Raw genomic sequence first — 20319 nt, 5'->3', positions numbered from 1 at the left:
GACCTATTTCACCTCGGCAAGTACAGACTCGCGGCCACGCGTTGCCAACGCCTTGCGGTAAACCTCGCGATACCGCGCCACACTGTTGGCCCAGGTCCGCTCGCGTTCGACAAAGGCGCGCGCCTGGGCACGAACAGCGGGCCACACATCCCGATGATCGAGCAAGTGCGCAATCGACTCCGCCAACGCCTCGACGCTGCCGGCCTTGAACAGAAAGCCGGTTTCACCGTGCTTCACCAACTCACGATGACCGCCAACGTCTGAGGCGACAAACATCCGCCCCTGCGCCATCGCCTCCAGCGGTTTGAGCGGCGTTACCAGTTCGGTGAGCCGAATCGGCAGGCGTGGATACGCTAGAACGTCGATGAGCTCGTAGTACTTCTGCACGCGGTTATGCGGCACCCGTCCGGTGAAGATGACGCGATCGGCCACGCCCTCACGCGCCGCCTGCTCGCGCAGGGCCTGCTCCTGCACACCACCACCGACCAGCAGCAAGCGGATGTCCGGATATCGCTCAACCAGGCTGGCAAGCGCAGAAACCAGCAGATCAAGCCCCTCATAGCCGTAAAACGAGCCCGCAAAGCCCAGTACGGTTTTCCCTTCAAGCCCGAGTTCGGCGCGCAGAGATGGATCTGCTTCAGCGCCAAACTGGAAGGCGTCGGCATCGACGGCATTGGGGATGACAGTGATGGCTTCCGGCGCCAGCCCGCGGGCCATGATGTCGCCACGCAAGCCCTCGCAGATGGTGGTAACGTGGCTCGCCCGACGGAGTGCGAAGCTCTCCAGCGCTCGCGAGACGCGATAGCGCAGGCTGCCCTCGGTCGTGGTGCCGTGATCGACCGCAGCATCCTCCCACGAAGCGCGCATCTCATATACGACCGGCACTTTGCGCTGCCGCCCGACCCAAAGGCTTGGCAGGGCATTGAGCACCGGAGAATGGGCGTGAATGAGGTCCGGGCGAAGCGTGCCCACGAGTTCATCGATACGCGCTGCGGTAAGTCGCATCTGGGCCACGAGTCCGGCGCCTTCGGGCGCCGCTGTTCTGTAAAACCGCAGCCCGTCGGCCTCTTCCTCAGCAGCTGTGGTTTGCCCCTGCTTCGGCGTCGTGAGATGAAACGTCTCCCAGCCGAGCGCATGCTGTTCGCGCAGAATCGCGGCCGTGCGAAACGTATATCCACTATGCAGCGGAAGCGAGTGATCGAGAATGTGAAGGATGCGCATGGATCAACCCACTGCTTCGGTCGCGAGTGACCCCGAGGCGACAATGCCCGTATTCCGCAAGAAAGCTTCGAACATCAGGATCGTCCACAGCGATGCACTGTAGTCACGCGCGCCAGACTGATGTGCGTCAACAAGATGCTGCAGGTAGCTGCGATTGAAGATGCCGGTGGCGGCCAGCGTGTCACCAAGCACCGCATCCCGCACGCGCTGTTTCAGCGGGCCTCTGAACCACCGCGCCAGCGGTACCGAAAAACCCATCTTTGGTCGATAGAGCACATCATTGGGCAACAGCGGCTCCATCGCCTTCTTGAACACGTACTTACCCTCCTGACCCTTGATCTTGAGACCGGAAGGCAATGACCCGAGCCACTCGACCAGCTTGTGATCCATCAAGGGTTCGCGCACTTCGAGTGAATGCGCCATGCTCGCGCGGTCGACCTTGGTATTGATATCACCTACAAGATACGTCTTGGTGTCGATGTACTGGATAAGTGCCAGCGGGTCGTCAGTTTGCGCGGCATCGGCGTGGCGACGAAAGACCTCTATCGCATTGTAACCACCCAGTTTTCGCTGAAAATCCGTCGAAAACAGGCTCGCGCGCATCTCATCCCGCAGGATCGAGACGGAATGGAAGTATGCCTGCACCGAGTCACGTGCCAGCGCCTGAAAGGTCGTCTTGGCACGAAACACCCTCGGTGCCCAATCAGCCTTGGGATACATCCGCCCCAGCAGTCCAAACACCGGTTTGCGCACGCCGTGAGGCATCGCCGCGCGCATTTTTTCTTCCATCATGTGCATGCGGTAGCGGCGGTAGCCACCCATGCTCTCGTCGCCGCCGTCGCCGGAAAGCGCCACCGTCACATGCTTGCGGGCGAGTTGGCACACTCTGTAGGTCGGGATGGCGGAGCTGTCGGCGTAAGGCTCGTCGTAAAGTGCTGCGAGCGTGTCGATCAGGTCGAAATCGTCAGACTTCACCGTTTCAACATGGTGATTGGTCCTGTAACGATCGGCCACCATTTTTGCGAAGGCTGACTCGTTGAAAGCCGGGTCGTCGAAAGCAATCGAGCAGGTATTGACGGGCTCGCTCGACAACCCTGCCATGGTTGCGACCACCGCACTGGAGTCGACCCCGCCCGAGAGGAAAGCGCCCAGAGGCACTTCGGAGATCATGCGCAGCCGCACGGAATCACGCAGACGTTCGGTGAGTTCGAGGCTGGCCTCTTCGAGAGACAAGGGATTGTCGAGCGAGAAACGCACGTCCCAGTAAATCTTGGGCGCGGGGACGGGCTGACCACGCCGGATGCACAGGCTTTCAGCCGGTTGCAGCTTGCGGGCGCCCTTGAAGATCGTGCGCGGCTCGGCCACATATCCGAGTGCGAAGTACTCCTCGACAGCATGCGGGTCGATGCTGCGGTCGAGCCCCGGATGCTGCATGAGCACCTTGAGCTCTGAGCCAAAAACCAGGGTTCCATCGTCCAGAATTGCGTAATGCAGCGGCTTCACGCCAAGGCGGTCGCGCGCCATGAAGAAGCACTGCTGGTTGCGGTCCCACAGGCCAAAGGCAAACATCCCGCGAAAGCGTTGTACGCAGTCTTCGCCCCACGCCTCCCAGGCATGAACAATCACTTCGGTGTCGCTACGGGTGTGAAACACATGTCCGAGTGCTTCCAGCTCGGGCACCAACTCCTGATAGTTGTAGATCTCGCCATTGAACACCACGGCAACCGAGCCATCCTCGTTGAACAGCGGCTGCTGACCGGATGCGAGGTCAATGATCGACAGGCGGCGGTGACCCAGCGCGACCCCAGGCTCAAGATAGAGATCACCCTCGTCGGGGCCACGGTGGTACTGAATATCGTTCATCCGCTGCATGAGCGTCCGGTCGAATTCGCGCTTGCCAGGGATATCAAAGAGGCCAGCTATTCCACACATCGTTCTTTTCCTTTTTCAGGCCGCCGCGCGGCGCGCACACGCTGCCTCAAGCAGAGACTGATAGAGCAATGCATACCGCTCCACCATGCCGTCAAGACTGAACGCAGATTCAACGCGCAGACGTCCTGCCAGACCATGCTCACGCCGCAGTGCGCCGTCCGCCGCGTACTGTGCAATGGCCTCGGACATCGCTGCAGGATCTCCCGCAGGCACCAGCGCCCCAGTCTCGCCGGGCAGCACCAGTTCGGCATTGCCCCCCACATTGGTTGCAATCACCGCCAGACCGGTGGCCATGGCTTCAAGTATGGTATTGGAGATTCCTTCGGCACGCGACGGTAGCACAAACAGATCCAGTCCCCTCATGACATCTGGCACATCGCCTCGCGTCCCGGCCAGCCAGACCTGGCTCCCCACGCCTGCTCGCACGATTTCTTCCTCGACCTCTCTTCGCAGCGGACCGTCCCCGGCAATGCATAAGCGCAATCTGTCGCTCGCCGCGCCAGCCAATGATCGACTTAGCGCAAAGGCGCGCACAAGGGTGACCTGATCCTTCACCGCCTGCAAGCGACCAACAGTACCTACAACGGTGAGATCCGAGGCATTGAAAGGGGAGCCCCCAAGCAGATCCCTGCCCTCCCTCGCTGGGTGAAAGCGTGTGGTGTCCACACCATTGCAGATCCGGGTCAGCCGGGACTCAGGCACGTGCACATGCTCAACAAGATAATCCGCAAGATGAGCCGAGAGCGCGACATAGTGACTGACGAAAGGCCGGTACAGACGACGCATCAAGCGGTAACGCACCCGGGTCCCACCTGGGTCCGACACATCCCAGCCGTGCTCTCCGTGTATCCGGACAGGCACACCTGCTGCCCGCGCAGGCACTACAGCCTCAAGCGCCGCAAGATTCCGGGAGTGCAGGATAGACGGCCGGTACTGCTTAAATAAACTGTAGAGCCTCGGATAGAGCTTGACCCCATGTCCCGGCGCCTTCTCCAGCGAGATGAACTCGACGTCATCTCGCTGGACCCTGCTGCAGAAGCCAGGCGAACAATGTGAAAGCGCAACGACCATGTGACGAAAAAGCGCAGGATCCATGCGGTTGATCAGGTTGACGATGCCGTTCTCCAGTCCGCCCACATCGAAGCTGAACACCAGATGCATTACCAAGGGACGTTCATCGACCATCAGCGACCTTTGTCTCCACATTGGCAAACACGCGCTTAAGTGACTCACCATACGTGCTGACGAATGCCCTCAGCCGGCGAACGCCCTCCTCCTCGTCAGAGGCGGGCGTGGCAAGTACAAAAACCATCGTAGCGTCCGGCCGCCCGATCAGGCGATCCCCAGCAAGTCGGAGCTTGAGCTCCCAGTCGCGCGTGACCACTTTGTCATTCACGACATACCAGTGAGCAACCAATACGCGCTCTCCCTCACCGATGATCTGTGCATTGTTCAGCACCCCGAAAGGTGTAATCAAGGCACGCATGGAGATCACATTCAGTCGATTGTTGCCGGGTGAAACAAGCCCGTTCCCCCAAGCAACCATCTCTGCGCCTTCACGCTGGTCGGCAAACAACGCCGAGTACAGCATTACCATGCCTCCCTCCGCGTCACGATAGGCGGACTCTTTCTGAGCGCGGAAACCACTGTAGTGTGGGCGGTATGCCAAAGTGGAAAGGTCACCCTCGACCCATCCATCACGCGGCGCCGGCAACGCGTAGGAAACTTCGATTTGATCGCTGGGGGCATCGACCCGGGCACCGACAAGGGAGGTGATGGCAATCACTGCGGCAACCGGCAACAACCTCAGCCAGTAAGCCGGCATCCTTGGTGAGGCTGCGCCCTCCCCTCTCTTCGTAAGGATCTCAGGGTCACTCCAGCGCTGCCCTATCCAGAACATCATCATAATTACAATACCAAAGAACACCCACCCATAGATCAGATGATCAACGCCCGCAGCAAGCTCGTTGTTGGAGAGATAGCCCAGCATGACAATCATGTAGGCGCGAATCCAGTTCGCAACAATAGGCACCAGTATTGCCACCAGCATGAATAACAGCCGCTTGCGCAGGTTGGTGTAATTCAGATAAGCGTAGAGTGAGCCGACCATGAGAGAAGCGATCAGGTAACGGATGCCGCTGCACGCCTCAACCACCGACCATCGGCCGTTCGGCACAACAAAGTGCAAGCCTTCCTGATACACCGGAACACCACTCAGCCGAAGCGCCCACACGGTAAACTCGGCGGTAAAGTCCATGAGTGTCGGCAAAAGGAAATCCCCGATGGGAATGCCGAACAACAGAAAGGCGAGCGGAAACAGGAGCACACGTGACAACTGCCATCCCAGCGCGGCGACCATTCCAATGACAAGCATAAGGACGAAGCCGGCATGGGCAGCTGCGGCCACGGACACCAACTTCCCTAGCAGCCACAGAAAGCCGGCAAGCGCAGCTGGCGCAGCAAGCAATGGAATTGCCTGAGGAGTCAGCCCCCCCATTCTGTCGCGCTTACCCCACACCAGCCATACAAACACGGGGAGCACGACCAGGCCGTGAGCATAGGTCTCGGAACGCCACCAGATCGAAGCAATTTCGATCGCTGTCGGAAAATACCAAGCCACACACCAAGCAAAGACCACAGCCAAGGTCAACGCAACGCGGACAAAAGCGGCGTGCTCCTTCATGAAGGAGGTGGCAACATTCATGTTTTTACCATTTTCCACAGCTGCTCGCGCCATAAATATGCCGGAAAACAAAGGATCGGATCAGGGGCAGGGGCAAAATGCCGGCATTGTGTGCCAAGCTCCTGGATCAGAAGAAACCCAAAGCGGGCATCTGCAGAGGAACACATCGTAAGCATCGCAGAACATAACGACGCGCTCCAACACGGACGCCCGAATATATCCGAATCAGATGCATCCTGACCGTGGGCAATCTCACAGCATGGCCGCAATTCAAGCATGCGCCAAAGACACCCTTCGGTCTTGATTTTGGCAGCTCAAGCCTCCGCAGCCAGAAAAATCCGCTTTACGATAAAACGCACCGGCACAGCGTTCGCGCTCGCGGCATCCGGACAACGGCTTCGCGACATACACTGCTACGATTTAATCTGACATCCAAAGTCATCCCAGATTGCGCACAATATGCGGCCCGATCGCGTTCGCCACACCGACCGGCAAGCGACGCCACATGGCAATGAAGAGCCTGTATTTCGGATTCATCGGGTTGTTCTGCGGCACGCTGTCGCGCTTGTACAACTGATATTCGTAAGACAAGTGCTGCGGCTCGAAACCCCAGTTTTTCTTGAAACTGTAAGGCCCTGTTCCCACCTTGCTGCGGCCGTAGTCGAAGACTTTGCACCCGCGCTCGCAGGCCCGCCGCATCAGCTCCCAGTACTTGAAATCATTGGCGGCGACGTCACGCGCGGCGAGGTCGTCTCCCGCGTAGTAGGGCAAGACTTCATCGCGGAAGTAGAAGCTGAGCACGCTCGACAGCACCTTGCCAGCGTCATCCGTCACGGTCAGAACCTCACAGTCATCGCCGAAAGTCTCCTTCAGGCACTGAAAGAAGCGCTTGGGCAGTGCCGGCGTACCGTGCCGTAGCACGTTGTCGGCATAGACAGCGAAAAAGCGCTCAACGTCGGTATCGACATGGCTGACCAGACCGTTCTTGATTCCCTTGCGCACCATCGCCCGCTGTTTGCGCGGGATCGCGAGCATGTTGTCCTCGACCTCGGGCAGAATCGCCTTGCGGAAGGTGACGTACAATTCCTGGTGCGGCCAGTCGGGGTGCCTCGGGTTCAGGTTACGGTATTCGAGGTGTTGCACGCCAAGCTTGCGAGCCAGCGCATCTGCCTCGGCTTCGAGTGCGGCAAGCGCCTCGGCCTCCGAATCCGCGCTGGCAGCCACGCCACCATAGACGCAAAATGGGAGCGAGGTGAGTGCATGGCCGAAGAGCCTGCTCTTGACCTCTGCGAGCGGCAACACGCCCACGATTTCCCCAGCGCGCTCCGCGTAAAGGAAAAAACTGCGGTGCCTGAAGATCTGCTCGGTAATCTGCTGCCACGCCGACAGATGAAAGAACGTCGCCTGCGGGCAGGCCCGCACGAAGGCGTCCCAGCGCAGCGCATCTTCCGGTGCAAGCGGTTTGACGGTGATGGCTAGCCTGTCCACAATGATCACTCCCGATGACTCAGGCGGCATTGCGGAAAACCTCGTCCGCCCGTCCCCAGTTGAAGTCGCCCAGCAGTCGCTTGAGACGGTTTTCGGTTCGTGCGAGGTTCACGTAGTGTCGGAACCGCGTTTTCGCTGACGCTTCGGCCACGCGCGGCTGATCCGGGTCAACTTCCCACGGATGGAAGTAAAAGATCGCGGGGCGCTTGTCATCGCGGTTGACGCGCGCAATCTGCCAGCGCGACACCGCGTAGGGCAGAAGACGGAAATAGCCACCACCGCCGGCGGGCCAGTTGCGACCCAGTAAGCGCATCGTGGTCACCGGAATTTCCATCAGGCCTGACGCAAGCAGATACGGGAAGCGCGGTGCATCCGGGATCCCGTAGTGATCGTGCTTGACCGGGTACACACTGGAGCTATAGACGTAGCCGGCCTCCGCGATCGTGTCATGCGCCCAGAGATTCTGCATGCCAATCGAGAAACTGGGCGCGCGATAACCGGTAACCTTCTTTCCTGCAATGTCTTCCAGCACGGCCTTGGCAAGCGCGATATCCGCAAGAAAGGCCTTTGGCGTCATTGCACTGGCGCGCTCATGGCTGTAACCATGGCTTGCAACCTCATGCCCACCCTCGACAATACGCCGCACCAACTGGGGGTAGCGCTCTGCGACCCAGCCCAGAGTAAAGAAGGTGGCCTTCGCACCACGCTGATCGAGCAGATCAAGAATCAGGTCGACGTTCCGCTCTACACGGCAGGGCACCGCGTCCCAGTTCTTGCGCGGAAAATGCGGCGCCAACGCCGAAACCTGAAAGTAGTCCTCAACGTCGATGGTCAGGGCATTGACAATGGCCTTTTCCGAAGCGGTGCGTGAATTCTCGCTCATACGCCCCCTTGCTCAGACCGCAGCGGCCTGAGCCGCCTCGTGCTGTTCCAGCCAGGACGCCAGATGACTCGCGATTCGCTCGGCAGTATGTCCGTCCCAATGCTCGGGCACTCGTCCAGCCTTTCCGCCGCCCGCCAGAATGGCGTCTGCAGCCGTGATGAGGGCTTGCGGATCAATCCCGACCAGTGTGTTCGTGCCCTGATCAACCGTGATCGGGCGCTCAGTGTTCTCACGGATCGTCAGGCACGGGACGCCCAGCGCCGTGGTCTCTTCCTGAATCCCGCCCGAGTCGGTCAGCACCATGCGCGCGCCGGACATCAAACCAAGCATTTCGAGATAGCCTTGCGGCGGCAGGATCAGGAAACCCGGCGTATCGAGCAGGCCAAGCATGCCGAAACGCTCAAGGTTGGTGCGTGTACGCGGATGCAATGCGAACACCAGCGGCAGCTTTTCGCTGATCTGGCGCAGCGCGCCGATAATCGGGCCAAGCGTATCGGCCTGGTCGACGTTGGACGGGCGATGCAGCGTCACCACACCATAGCCATTTTCGATGCGTGCCGGATCAAGCCCCGCAGCAGCGAGCAGATCGGCAGCAGGAATCGCCTTGGGCAGGCTGGCACGCAGGCTGTCGATCATGACATTACCGACAAACACCGCCCGCTCTTCCGGGATGCCTTCACGCGCAAGGTTGGCATGCGCACTGCGCTCGGTGGTGTACAGCAGGTCCGAGATCTGGTCGGTGAGGATACGGTTGATCTCTTCCGGCATGCGCCGGTCGTTGCTGCGCAGACCCGACTCAACGTGAATCACCGGAATGTGGCGCTTCGCTGCAACCAGCGCACAGGCAAGAGTGGAGTTGACGTCGCCCACCACCAGCACGGCACGCGCACCGTACTGGTCGATGATCGGTTCGAACCGCTTCATCACCTCGGCGGTTTGAACGGCATGAGTCCCTGAACCCACCGCCAGATTGACATCCGGGTCGGGCAGTTCAAGGTCGGTGAACAAACGGTCCTTCATCGCGGGATCGTAATGCTGGCCGGTGTGCACCAGCAGGGTACGAAGGACGGGTGAACCCGCCGCAAAGGCGCGGATGATCGGCGCCACCTTCATGTAGTTCGGACGGGCACCCACCACGCAGATCACCGGCGCATCCGCACCTGCAGACATTTGACTACTCATGTTCCTTGCCTCCCGCAGGCGGGTCGCGACGGACCGCATGCAGCAATTGATTGAGAACGCCGAGCGTTGCAGCAACAGACTGCTCCAGGCCGACAAGTCTCGCCTCGAGGCGCTGAATATCGGCGTTGCTACTAAGGCTCGCGGCATGCGCGAGCAATTCGTCGCTCACCTGCAGACGATCCACTGCCAGTGTCGCCACACCAGCTTCTCCAGCGCCACTCGATCCAGCAGGAAGTGCAGCGGACCGTTGCGGAGACGCAAACTCCAGCTTCAGCTCTTCGATGACCTCACGGACGTCTTCCTCGCCGATACTGTGTCGCTCGGCCAGAAATGCACCCAGCAACAGGCGGTCGCACAAGGTATTGATGCGCCTTGGAATGCCGCCCGTGTAGCCGTAAATGACATTGAAGGCGTCGGCCTCGAAGATCGGGTCGTCCGTCCAGCCAACATGACGTAGCCGGTGCTCGATATACGAACGGGTTTCTTCCGAGTCGAGAGGGCCAAGGTGGTACGACGCGATCACGCGCTGGCGCAACTGCTGCATCTCGGCGCTTTGCATGATGTCGCGAAACTCCGGCTGCCCGACCAGGAAGCTCTGCAGGAGTGCATGGTCCTCCAGCTGGAAATTGGACAGCATGCGCAGCTCTTCCACCGCCGACGGCGTGAGGTTTTGCGCTTCGTCGACGATCAGCAGTGCACGCTTGCCCGCAGCGGTGGTCTGCACCAGGAAGGTCTCTAGCGCGAGCAGCAGACCGGCCTTGTCAAGCGTGCGATTCGGAAGACCAAACGCAGTGGCGACCATGCGCAGAATCTCGCTGGCATCAATCTGGGTACTGACCAGATTGGCGGCGACGACCTTCTCCGGATCAAGATGCTCGAGCAGACTGCGCACGATGGTGGTCTTACCCGCGCCGATCTCGCCGGTGATCACGATGAAGCCTTCGCTCTGGTGCATCCCGTACTCGAGATACGCCATCGCGCGGCGGTGTCCGCGACTGCCGAAAAAGAAGGCCGGATCGGGATTGAGCTGGAAGGGCTTGTTGCGAAATTTGAAGTAGGACTCGTACATCAGTGGGCCGATCAGAAGGTCATGCCGAGGTTGGCCGTCAACGCATTCTCGGTGAAATCGCTCGACGCAGAACTGCCATCCGAACGCTGGTAGCGGTACGTCAACCCGGCATTGGTTCGGGGGCCCAGTTTGGTGGTCAGCCCGACGGTCGCCGTCAAGCGCTTGGTATCCAGTCCGGTGCCTGACGCACCCTCTGAGCGCGAATGCGTGACCGCAGTATTGAGTGACGAAATGCCAGAGAGCTTGTGATTGAAGGACACCGTAAGCGACGTCGTCTTGATGGTATCGGACAGGGCAAAGTCGTCGTCTGAAGACAAACCCGTAATCGAACTCAGGCTTGAGCGATCGGACTGCTGGGCAGAGACGGTAAGCGAATTGCGGAGACCAAGCAAAGAAAAGGCAGCACGCCAGGTTTTCGACACGAAGTGGGCGTTCGAGACGATGTCGCCGGTGCCGCCGGTCGCAGGATAGCCCAGCAGAATGCGTACGAACGCCTCGCGTTGCAAATCGTCCGGGATCGCCGCCACCAGCGTTGCGTCATTGAAAAACGCAAGGAACTGAGGGTCCTGATAGATCCCGCCGCCCAGCGTCTGCAGCGAAGACGAAATATCCTTCACATAGCTCAGATCCCAGGTCGAGCGCTGCGCGCGATGCTTCAGGCTGAAATTGTACCCCCGCCCGAAAACACGCTCCTCGGTCGTTCCCGAGATGGCCGTGCGCTCAGTCGGATTCCAATCGAAGCCGGCACCATAAATGCTGCCTTTCTCGTCCTCGGTGCTGGCGTAATCGTTCTTCTCGTATCCACCAATGGCGCGCAGGCGCAACTGTGGCGTCAGATTGATGAAAAGCGTTGCGCGCCCAACCTCCTCGGTCACGTCGCGACTGGCCGACGCGTCATACTCGGATTCACTGCGGCTGTAACTCAGCCCCCAGCCGAACACCCTGACTGCCGCCGGATCACTCGCCTGTGCAGTGAGTTCATTCAACCGCTGACCACCAACTGCCGACCCGCCGGAATCCAGCCAACTGGCCTTGTAACGTAAAGAACCTCTCGCAGTATCCCCAAGGCGAAACTCGAGTCTGGGGCCGATCGACCACGTACGCGTTTCGTTGTTTTCGTCGACGCTCAAGTCGTCACTGCTGCTACGCCCTGAAAACGCAGAGAGATTGTTGCGACTGATGTTCGCATTCAGGTCGACGAAAAACAGATTCTCAACCGCCTCAATCTGGCCACTGCCCTGCAAGGCAAGAAAGGACGTGTTGCGACTGCTGTCGTTGGCATATCCTACATTCCGAAGTTGCGCGTTAAGAAGGCCATTGAATCGACCACTCTTGCGCGAAACGGTAATGCCTGGAGAGATCTCGGCGATCCAGTCGGATTCCTTGTCACTGGAAGCGCCGACGTTGTCGGTCCAGGTCAGCCGACTCTGCACGCTTGGCGTCACGGAGACCGTCTGCGCATATGCGCTTGACGCACCGATTGCCCCCAAGGCAAGCACCAGCAGGCGCAAAGCACCTGCCGAACGATCAGGCCGCTTCAGAACGGGGTTCTGCACCATAGCCATACCCATATCCATAGTAGGAACCCGCGGCATTTTCACGGGACTTGTTCAGCACCATCAACTTGACCGGACAGTTCTCGATCGTCGCCAGCGCCTGCTTGACCGTGGCGTGCGTGGTGTGCCCGGCTTCGACCACGATTACGACCTGCCCCATGTGCGTTGCCAGCACGCGAGCCTCGGTGGTGACCAGCAAGGGTGGCGAATCGAACACGATAATGCGGTCCGCATAGCGATTCGCAATCTGCTCAAGCAGACGGTTCATGGACTCCGACGCCAGCATCTCGGTCGCCCGGGGGTGAGGCATCCCGGCGGGCAGAATCGAAAGTTTCTCGATGTTGGTCCTGAGCAGAACATCGCCAAGGTCGGAAACCTCGCCCGAGAGAACGTCCATCAAACCTCTTTCGGGTGGCAGACCAAGGCGGTTGAGCACCGAGGGGCGGGACACGTCGGCATCCACCAGCAACACCGTGTAATCGAGCTCCATTGCCATGGAAACTGCAAGGTTGATGGCGGTGAAAGACTTCCCCTCCCCAGGCATTGCACTCGTCACCATGATCAGACTGCCATTCTCGATCTCGGCAGGCCCACTGACTGTGGCATTGCGCAGAAGCGGCCGCTTGATGAGGCGAAACTCCTCGGCGATCGCCGAGCGCGGCACATCCGGGGTCACCATCCCCATTGCGCCAAGTCTCTGGAGATCAATGTGAACGTCACGGGAGACGCTCGGATTAGGCGTCGGCACGGGATCTGCGAGGGGAACCGAAGACGACGTCCGGCCGGCATCGAGCACTGGATCATGCGCCACCTCGTTCACGACCCGTTCTGCCTGCGGGGCGACTTGCTCCTCCACCCCGCTGGCCTGCTTGAGTGCATCGAGACGCTGTACTGCTTTTTCGATAAGGCTCATCAGCTCTTCCGCTTATCCCTGAATGATGTTCAGAACCACAGTGGCAATACCGATAGCACCGACGAATCCAGCAAGCCCGCCGCCAAACGCGAACAGACCACGCAGCCTCGCACGACGGCGCTCGGGCGTCGAAAGCATGGATACCGTGCCCAGCACCGGCAAGCCGGTCACCTCGCGCAGGCTGCGACCATCGACAAACGAGGGCCTGAGCTGGCTGAGCAAAAAGGTCAGCGCAAGCCCGATTGCCAAGCCCGCAGCACCAGCCACCGGCATCAGCAACAAACGATTCGGTGCTGAAGGCTTGACCGGCAAGCTGGGCGGGTCAATCAGGCGAAACTCGGCAATACCCGACTGATTGTCCATTTCCACCGCGATATTGGCGGACTCACGCCGCGCCACGAGGCTATCGTAGTTCGTCTTATGAACCGCGTAGTCCCGATTGAGCTGTGTCATCTCGGCTTCGAGTTCAGGCAGCATCTTGGCCGAGCTCTCCAGCTGCGCAAGGCGGGACTCGTACTCGCTAACGCGTGCCCGCATCGACGCCACTCGTGACTCGGACTCGGCCAGCGAAAGCTTCATCTGCTGGAAGACCGGATTCGAGTTGAGCGCCCCGAACTGCCCCGGTCCGGCCTTGCGACGGGCCTCGACCTCTTCGAGCTTTTGCTGCTCAAGCTGTTCGATGACCCGACGCGCGCCAATCACATCAGGATGCTTGTCGGTGTAGCGCTGCATCATGTCATCGAGGTTGCGCTTGAGCGCGTCAATCCGGCCATCGATCTCAGGAATCGATACGTTCGAGGCATTCGGTGTCTGCGGCAATAATACCGGCTCCTCACCAACCAGTTGGCGCTGCATGGCATCACGGGAGTTCTCCGCCTCGCGCAATTCCAGCTTCGCCTGGGCAAGCTGCCCATTCAACTGAGCGATCTGGGTGACATAGTCGCGTGCGCCATCACCGAGCAGCGCCATGTTCTTGAGGCGGAACTCCTTGAGGCGGTTCTCTGCATCGACGAGTTTCTGCTCGTAATTCTTGATCTGCTCCTCGATGAAGCGGCGAGCCGTATCGGAATCCTGTCGCTTACCGCCCAGGCCGGACTCGACAAACAGGGAAACCAGCGCCTGAACAATACGCTGCGCCCGTGCTGCCTCGACATCGGCATAAGCCAGGGTAAAGAGGTTGTCACGCCCGGTACCCCTGATCTGCAAGCCCTTGGACAGCGTCGTGATCAAGGCCTCGCGCTGCGCAGCATCCTTCACCCCGAGATCAAGATCGGCCATGGTGATCAGCTTCTCGACGTTGGGCCGACTGATCAAGGTCCGGCTCAGAATCGCAATCTGCTGATCGACATTGGGCTGCACCGCGAGGCCCGACATCAACGGACGCAGAATCGACTGGGTATCGACGAACACGCGAGCAGAGGACTCGTATTTATCGGGCATCGTGTAAATCACAACACCGCCGACGGCACCGACAATCCAGGCCATCGCCAGTCCCCACCAGCGGAAACGCCACATGTCGCGCAGGTAACCGATAAGCTGTCTTACGAGTTCTTCCATGGGTCAGTCTTGGTCACGCCTATGCACTGCCTTCCGACGCAGGAAGGCAGGCGAGGCTGGTTGAAGGAAAAGTGATCAGAACCAGCTTTGCGGAATGATCAGCACATCGCCGGGACGCATCTCGACGTTGGCCGAGACATCGCCACGCTTGATCAAGTCCTTGATCCGCACGCTGTACTGCTTGTTGCCTTCGCCGGTGCGCAGGATCGTCGCACCATTGCCGTCGGCGAATTCGGTGATGCCGCCCACGGCGATCATGACGTCGAGCAGGGTCATCTTCTGCTGGTAAGGCAGGATCTGCGGCTTGCCCGCTTCGCCCACTACACGAATCTGCTCGCTGTACGGACCAACGAAACCGGTAACGATGACGGTCACGACCGGTTCGCGAATGAACTTGGACAACTCTTTCTCGATATCCCGAGCGAGCGTCGTTGAGTCCTTGCCCAGCGCAGGAAGATCCTCGACCAGCGGCGTCGTGATCTTGCCATCCGGGCGTACCGGCACCGACATCGACAACTCCGGATTGCGCCACACCACGATGTTCACGGAATCTCCTGCCCCGATTACATAATTGTAATCGGCATCCGCAGCGGCCATCGGCGCAGGCGGAAACGAGGATGCGCAGCCACCCAGCAGGCCGGCAAGCAGCGACAGACCCAGGAAACGACGGAACCCCGCCCACACGTTCGAAGCTTGTTTACTCATGGTCACCCTACCCCTATTTCTGAACGACGCCTATGATACGCCCTGAGATTTACCCACATGCTACGAAGATACGTCAGTCCGCCCGAAGGAACAATTACACAATCGCTTACAGCCTGCGATCTTAAGGACCGATAAAGTCGCTCGCATTTGCAGAAACACATCCACTCCAAATCTCTCCCCTTGCAGGGACGCGCCACGAATCCAAGCATGAACGCTCGTTGCAGACTGCCCTCGGAAGCAAAAACTCGTGATTCGATGCGCACTCCCTCCGGGCACGCAACGAAACTGGAGCGTTTGCCACACCCGGATGATGACACAAGCGTGGAGTTCGCCATGATCCGCGACGGATATCATATCCGTTGCGCAAACGGCTTCACCGGGCTTCAGCACCACATCTCTGCGCTGATCGAACGCATGTATTCGACGCGCGGCCTGCAGATCTACCATCCGGAACTCGCGCAGACCGAGCATCAGACCACGATCGTGGCCTGTCGCGGCGACCATCTCTTTGCCACGCTAACGGTTGGTATCGATTCCGAGAATGGCCTGATGGCCGATACGCTCTACCGCCCCGAGATCGATGCTGCTCGCGCGCGCGGCGGAAGGGTCTGCGAGGTCACCCGGATGGCGATGGACCCGGAACACAATTCCGCTGACGTCATGGCCGATCTGTTCCAGCTGGTCTATCTATTGACCCGCCGAATTTACCGGATGACGGACCTTTTCATCGAGGTTCATCCACGCCATGCAGGCTTTTACCGCCGAATGCTGGGTTATCGGGTGGTCGGGGAAGAACGGGTCTGCCCCCGTGTTGGCGCACCCGCAGTGCTGATGCACATGTCCCAGCAGGAAGTCGACGAACTCATCGCACAGCATGCGGGGAAGGAGACAAGCTCGACCCGCAGTCTGTACCGGCTGTTCGCACCGCCGGCTGAAATGCTCGCGCTGCAGCGACAACTGACTGCCCAGCTGCTGCGCTGACCTCGCCGCTGAACCGCGAGGTCAGCCTCGATCAGAACCAGCGGCGAACCTCGAAATACACCCTGTCGCTGTCATCGAATCGGCCAAACAAGGCGGTGGACCGCCCTTCGAAGTGATCGACCCCTATCAATGCACGCCACTCGGGCGCGAACTTCCAGGTCAGTTTGGGGCGCAGCATGTAATCGTTTCGAATCAGGCTCGATGCAGCGAGAAACTCGACCTCGAAATCGCTCCCGATCGTTCGCACCACCTGCAGGGTTACACCAGGCTCTTCGCGCTCGACATACATCCCCTCCGCGTGATCAAAATGAACCCGTGCGAAGTACTGGGCATTCACTCGCCACTCACTGCCAAACGGCACATCAACGCCGACCGCATAGTCCAGCGTAGGAGACGACTTCAATCCATAGGTCGCAGCAGGGTCAAGCGTGTTGAAGCGCCGACCACGGGTATAAACCGCCTCACCCTTGAGCACGAACTGCCCCATGTCCTTGCTGAACGTGCCGCCGGTCTGGTGGATGCGGTCATGCCGCAGTTCGTAGGTCGGTGTCACCGAGGTGCGATACAGCGTCGGCTCCACGTTCAGGCTGTCGTAGTAGAAGGCCGACAGATCCCAGCCGTCGATCAGACGCGAAGCCCGTAAACCCCAGTTGCCGTTGCGCACATCGTGCGCAGGCGTTTTCTCCTTCACATGCGTGCCGGACGGCAAGAAGGGATAGGGATAGAAATCCGTTCCCGGCTTACCGACCTTGTCATAGCTGGCAACTGGCACCCATAGCAACTCGAAATGGGTCTCGCCGCCGAAATACTCCGCACGCGCCGCCCACTGCGGGATCCGTATCGATTCAAATTCGGGCAGCAGGAACTCACGCATGTCCCGGCCCGAAACCACATCGGCAAAGAAGAAGCCGACCATTTCCCCCCAGATGATCTGCTGCCGGCCAAGACGGAACTCCCAGTCACCCACCGGCACATCGAGATAGGCCTCGCGCAGGGTCGCATCGGTACGCTGGTCTCGCCTGACCGCGCCGGAGTAGTAGTTGCGCTCCAGATCGGGCGCACCGTCTGCATCGACCCGCCCGGAAACCTTCCAGCGCAATCCGTTTCCGAGGTTTCCACTTGCAGCCAGCTCCATGCGGGCACGCAGCTTCGACCAGTGCCCCTCGTCCGGCAAGGTATAAGCGCCGCCGAACTCGGCATAGCCGCCCAGACGGATGCCGCTGCCCTCACTCTCTTTGGGCGATCCGACATCGAGCAAAGCGTCGAGATCCAGATCATCCGCAGCCATCACCACCGGGCTGCCGGCGCACGCTGCTGCAAGCAGCATTCCTTTCAACAATCGCATTCCAGGCTCCTAGACTTCGGGATCTTCTTCGCCCTGCGGGCGCTTGTCCTGCACGAATACCCACCGCCCCTCGGCACGCATGCCGAGTGCAACGATCTGACCATCCGCGATCCGGACGAGGCGGTCGGCCATGTTCATGACCTTGCGGTCGTGAGTGGAAAACACAAAGGTCGTACCGTGCTTGCGGTTGATGTCCTTCATCAGCTTCAGAATGCTCGCGCCGGTCTTGCTGTCGAGGTTGGCCGTTGGCTCGTCGGCCAGGACCATCTTCGAGTGCGTAGCCAGCGCGCGTGCAATCGCCACCCGCTGCCGCTGTCCGCCAGAGAGCTGATTCGGACGATGCCCCGCGTACTTGGTGAGGCCGACCATGGCCAGATAGTGCTTCACCCGTTCCTGCCGCTCCGCCTTGCTGAGTTCAGGAAGCTGCAACAGCGGATACTCGACATTTTCTTCTGCGGACAGCACCGGCAACAGGTTGAAGGTCTGAAAAATGAACCCAAGGGTGCGCGCGCGAACGTCAGCCAGTTGATCTGGCGTCTGGCCGGAGACATCCTGGCCGTTTATGATGACCTTCCCGCTGCTTGGCGTATCGATGCAACCAATGATGTTGAGCAGGGTCGACTTGCCACTGCCCGACGGACCGGCGATGGCAAGAAAGACACCCGGCTCGATGGCCAGCGAGATGTCGGTCAGGGCCTGAACATCCTGCTCGCCGAGGCGATAATGCTTGCTTACGTTTTCGACACGAACGAGCGGCATGGCAGGGCCACACAGTTATGAAAACGCCAAAAGGATACCACTCATGACCGATCACTTCCGATCCCGCCGGAAATTCCTCGGCATGTTCGCCAGCGGCCTGCTTGCGCCTGCGATCGCCCCCTCGGCATGGGCTGCCGAAGACGCGGCCGAGGCCCCCGTGGATGAGGCTGCGGTGCGCATCGTGACCAAGGCGGACGAGATCCGCTTCCCGCGCGACAGTTTCCAGACCGAAATCGAGGTACAGAACTTCAGCGACGGGCAGCCGGGCGAGACGCGCAAGTTCCGCATCCTCTCGCGGGGTAACGAGAACACCATCGTACTCACCCTCGAACCCGTATCGGAACGCGGTCAGGCCTTGCTCATGCGTGGCCGCGACCTGTGGATCTTCATGCCCAGCGTGTCTCAGCCCGTGCGGCTCTCGCTCGCGCAGCGCCTGACTGGGCAGGTTGCCAACGGCGATCTGGCGCGCGCGAACTTTGCCGGCGATTACACGCCGATCCTGGTCGGCACGGAAGTGCTCGACGGCATCAACGCCCATGTCCTCGACCTCACCGCAGTCGATCGCGGCGTCACCTACGCCAAGGTCAAGTACTGGGTCAGCGAAAAGGACGGGCGCCCCCTGAAGGCCGAGTTCTTCGCGCTCTCCGGTCGTCTGCTCAAGTCCTGCCGCTACGAGGAGTTCCGCGAACTCGCCGGCCGCGTTCGCCCCACCCGCCTGGTCATGGAAGATGCCCTCAAGAAAGGCGAAGTCTCGGTCTTGAGCTATTCGAACATGGTTCTGCAGGACCTGCCCGAGCGCCTGTTCACCCGCGAGTACCTGCGTCGTCTGGGCTGAGCGCCAGAACTGGCGGGCTGCAACCGGTCACTGGTAACCGCCTTCGCCCCGACTCCGCGGAGATGCCCGTTACAGGCGCATCCCCGGCCGGCGCAGCCACAGGGCCGACTCGTCCCAGCCTGTCCGCCCATAGCCCATCCCTTGTCACGCCAGCCTCCATCCAGTATCGTCCGTCTGCCGTTGGGGGTGCCCGCACATCCGGTGCGTGCTGAGAGAAACCCTTCGAACCTGACCCGGCTTGTACCGGCGTAGGGAAACGCAAGCATGAAATCATCACCTGTCCGCTCGAGCTCCGTTCCGAATGTCGTTTCCATCGCTGGCGTCGATCCGTCAGGCGGTGCGGGCGTGTTCGCCGACCTCAAGACGTTTTCGGCACTTGGCGCCTACGGCTGCGGCGTCGTCGCCGCGCTCACTGCACAGAGCACCCAGGCCGTGACCGGCGTGCATGTGCCGCCCACCGACTTTCTGCGTCTGCAGATCGACACCCTGTTCAGTGATGTCAGCCTGCACGCCACCAAGATCGGCATGCTGGGGAGCGCTGAAGTCACTGCAACGGTAGCCGACCGTCTTGGCCACTGGCAGGCAGCCAACGTGGTGCTGGATCCGGTCATGGTCGCCAAGAGCGGCGATTCGCTGCTGGCCAAGAGCGCAATCAACATGATGCGCGATGCGCTCTTTCCACAAGCCTTCATGATCACGCCCAATCTGCCCGAAGCGGGCGTGCTGCTTGAGCAGCGCGCGCCCGAATCGGTCAAGGAAATGTACCGTGCTGCCGAGCGCCTGCGCGAACTGCTGCCCTTGTCGAGCGAACGCTGGGTAATGCTCAAGGGCGGCCACCTGCCAGGCAACGATCTGGTCGACTTGCTGTTCGATGGCGACCAGATGATTGAACTGCCTGCCCCGCGCATTGAAACGAAGAACACCCACGGCACCGGCTGCACGCTGTCATCGGCAATCGCCGCCCTGCTGCCACATCACACCGGCGGTTTCAGGCCGGTGGAGGCCGCGGTGCGACAGGCACGGCAATGGCTGCTCGGCGCCATCGCCCATTCGGGCGAGCTCTCAGTCGGCCATGGACATGGCCCGGTACATCATTTCCACGCCATGTGGCCCAGGCCCGGCGCTTAATGCAGCGGCAACCGGCAAGGACGCCGGCCCGCCACACACATACAACAACCTGCCGGACACGTACTGACTCACCGGCCAACGA

The 20319-nt window shown here is 60.2% G+C and carries 17 protein-coding genes and 1 riboswitch; of the genes, 3 read left to right on the top strand and 14 right to left on the bottom strand.

The features are described from left to right. Positions 1 to 3: 3 nt before the first annotated feature. The 12 genes from CEW83_RS18780 to CEW83_RS18725 form a co-directional block, all read right to left on the bottom strand. Entirely contained in the window at positions 4 to 1221 is a 1218-nt protein-coding gene (locus CEW83_RS18780; RefSeq protein ID WP_108950720.1) for a TIGR04063 family PEP-CTERM/XrtA system glycosyltransferase, read from the bottom strand. 3 nt (positions 1222 to 1224) lie between these two features. Continuing rightward, a complete protein-coding gene (locus CEW83_RS18775) occupies positions 1225 to 3153 on the bottom strand; it encodes an XrtA/PEP-CTERM system amidotransferase (protein WP_108950719.1) in 1929 nt (642 codons plus the stop codon). A gap of 15 nt (positions 3154 to 3168) precedes the next feature. After that, a complete protein-coding gene (locus CEW83_RS18770; protein WP_108950718.1) occupies positions 3169 to 4338 on the bottom strand; it encodes a TIGR03088 family PEP-CTERM/XrtA system glycosyltransferase in 1170 nt (389 codons plus the stop codon). Beyond that, complete coding sequence (xrtA, locus tag CEW83_RS18765) at positions 4328 to 5908, bottom strand: exosortase A (protein WP_234418903.1); 1581 nt, start codon at positions 5906 to 5908, stop codon at positions 4328 to 4330. The genes CEW83_RS18770 and xrtA overlap by 11 nt, the downstream gene beginning before the upstream one ends. 366 nt (positions 5909 to 6274) lie before the next feature. After that, positions 6275 to 7324, bottom strand: a complete 1050-nt coding sequence (locus tag CEW83_RS18760; protein WP_108951523.1) for a FemAB family XrtA/PEP-CTERM system-associated protein — start codon at positions 7322 to 7324, stop codon at positions 6275 to 6277. A 19-nt stretch (positions 7325 to 7343) separates the two neighbouring features. Further along, entirely contained in the window at positions 7344 to 8207 is an 864-nt protein-coding gene (locus CEW83_RS18755; protein WP_108950717.1) for an XrtA system polysaccharide deacetylase, read from the bottom strand. Between the two features lie 12 nt (positions 8208 to 8219). Further along, a complete protein-coding gene (gene wecB / locus CEW83_RS18750) occupies positions 8220 to 9389 on the bottom strand; it encodes a non-hydrolyzing UDP-N-acetylglucosamine 2-epimerase (RefSeq protein WP_420094085.1) in 1170 nt (389 codons plus the stop codon). After that, complete coding sequence (locus tag CEW83_RS18745; RefSeq protein WP_108950715.1) at positions 9382 to 10458, bottom strand: XrtA/PEP-CTERM system-associated ATPase; 1077 nt, start codon at positions 10456 to 10458, stop codon at positions 9382 to 9384. The genes wecB and CEW83_RS18745 overlap by 8 nt, the downstream gene beginning before the upstream one ends. An 11-nt stretch (positions 10459 to 10469) precedes the next feature. After that, a complete protein-coding gene (locus CEW83_RS18740) occupies positions 10470 to 12023 on the bottom strand; it encodes a TIGR03016 family PEP-CTERM system-associated outer membrane protein (RefSeq protein WP_234418902.1) in 1554 nt (517 codons plus the stop codon). Then, positions 11986 to 12927, bottom strand: a complete 942-nt coding sequence (locus CEW83_RS18735) for an XrtA-associated tyrosine autokinase (protein WP_108950713.1) — start codon at positions 12925 to 12927, stop codon at positions 11986 to 11988. The genes CEW83_RS18740 and CEW83_RS18735 overlap by 38 nt, the downstream gene beginning before the upstream one ends. A gap of 12 nt (positions 12928 to 12939) precedes the next feature. Then, a complete protein-coding gene (locus CEW83_RS18730) occupies positions 12940 to 14484 on the bottom strand; it encodes an XrtA system polysaccharide chain length determinant (protein ID WP_108950712.1) in 1545 nt (514 codons plus the stop codon). 75 nt (positions 14485 to 14559) lie between these two features. Further along, a complete protein-coding gene (locus CEW83_RS18725; protein ID WP_199915158.1) occupies positions 14560 to 15189 on the bottom strand; it encodes an XrtA/PEP-CTERM system exopolysaccharide export protein in 630 nt (209 codons plus the stop codon). Positions 15190 to 15522: 333 nt separating this feature from the next. Here CEW83_RS18725 and CEW83_RS18720 point away from each other — a divergent pair, with 333 nt between their 5' ends. Then, positions 15523 to 16170: an N-acyl amino acid synthase FeeM domain-containing protein gene (locus CEW83_RS18720; RefSeq protein WP_108950711.1), complete on the top strand. Its 648-nt coding sequence runs from the start codon at positions 15523 to 15525 to the stop codon at positions 16168 to 16170. A 31-nt stretch (positions 16171 to 16201) separates the two neighbouring features. On the opposite strand, the gene CEW83_RS18715 is transcribed toward CEW83_RS18720, so the two are convergent. Continuing rightward, on the bottom strand, positions 16202 to 17515 hold the full coding sequence (locus tag CEW83_RS18715) for a DUF1302 family protein (RefSeq protein WP_159099500.1): 1314 nt from the start codon (positions 17513 to 17515) through the stop codon (positions 16202 to 16204). 9 nt (positions 17516 to 17524) lie between these two features. Continuing rightward, complete coding sequence (locus tag CEW83_RS18710) at positions 17525 to 18274, bottom strand: ABC transporter ATP-binding protein (protein ID WP_108950709.1); 750 nt, start codon at positions 18272 to 18274, stop codon at positions 17525 to 17527. 43 nt (positions 18275 to 18317) lie between these two features. Here CEW83_RS18710 and CEW83_RS18705 point away from each other — a divergent pair, with 43 nt between their 5' ends. Together CEW83_RS18705 and thiD are read left to right on the top strand one after the other, a co-directional pair. After that, the gene (locus tag CEW83_RS18705; RefSeq protein ID WP_108950708.1) at positions 18318 to 19109 is read left to right on the top strand and encodes an outer membrane lipoprotein-sorting protein; all 792 of its coding nucleotides are present in this window, start codon (positions 18318 to 18320) and stop codon (positions 19107 to 19109) included. A 172-nt stretch (positions 19110 to 19281) separates the two neighbouring features. Next, positions 19282 to 19381, top strand: a riboswitch (TPP riboswitch). Continuing rightward, on the top strand, positions 19374 to 20237 hold the full coding sequence (thiD, locus tag CEW83_RS18700) for a bifunctional hydroxymethylpyrimidine kinase/phosphomethylpyrimidine kinase (protein ID WP_108950707.1): 864 nt from the start codon (positions 19374 to 19376) through the stop codon (positions 20235 to 20237). (Overlaps the previous riboswitch by 8 nt.) Positions 20238 to 20319: the final 82 nt, after the last annotated feature.

Source organism: Parazoarcus communis (genome assembly GCF_003111645.1).
Classification (GTDB): domain Bacteria; phylum Pseudomonadota; class Gammaproteobacteria; order Burkholderiales; family Rhodocyclaceae; genus Parazoarcus; species Parazoarcus communis_A.
The sequence above is the reverse complement of the archived record's forward strand: the minus strand, read 5'-3'. Positions and strand labels throughout refer to the sequence as shown.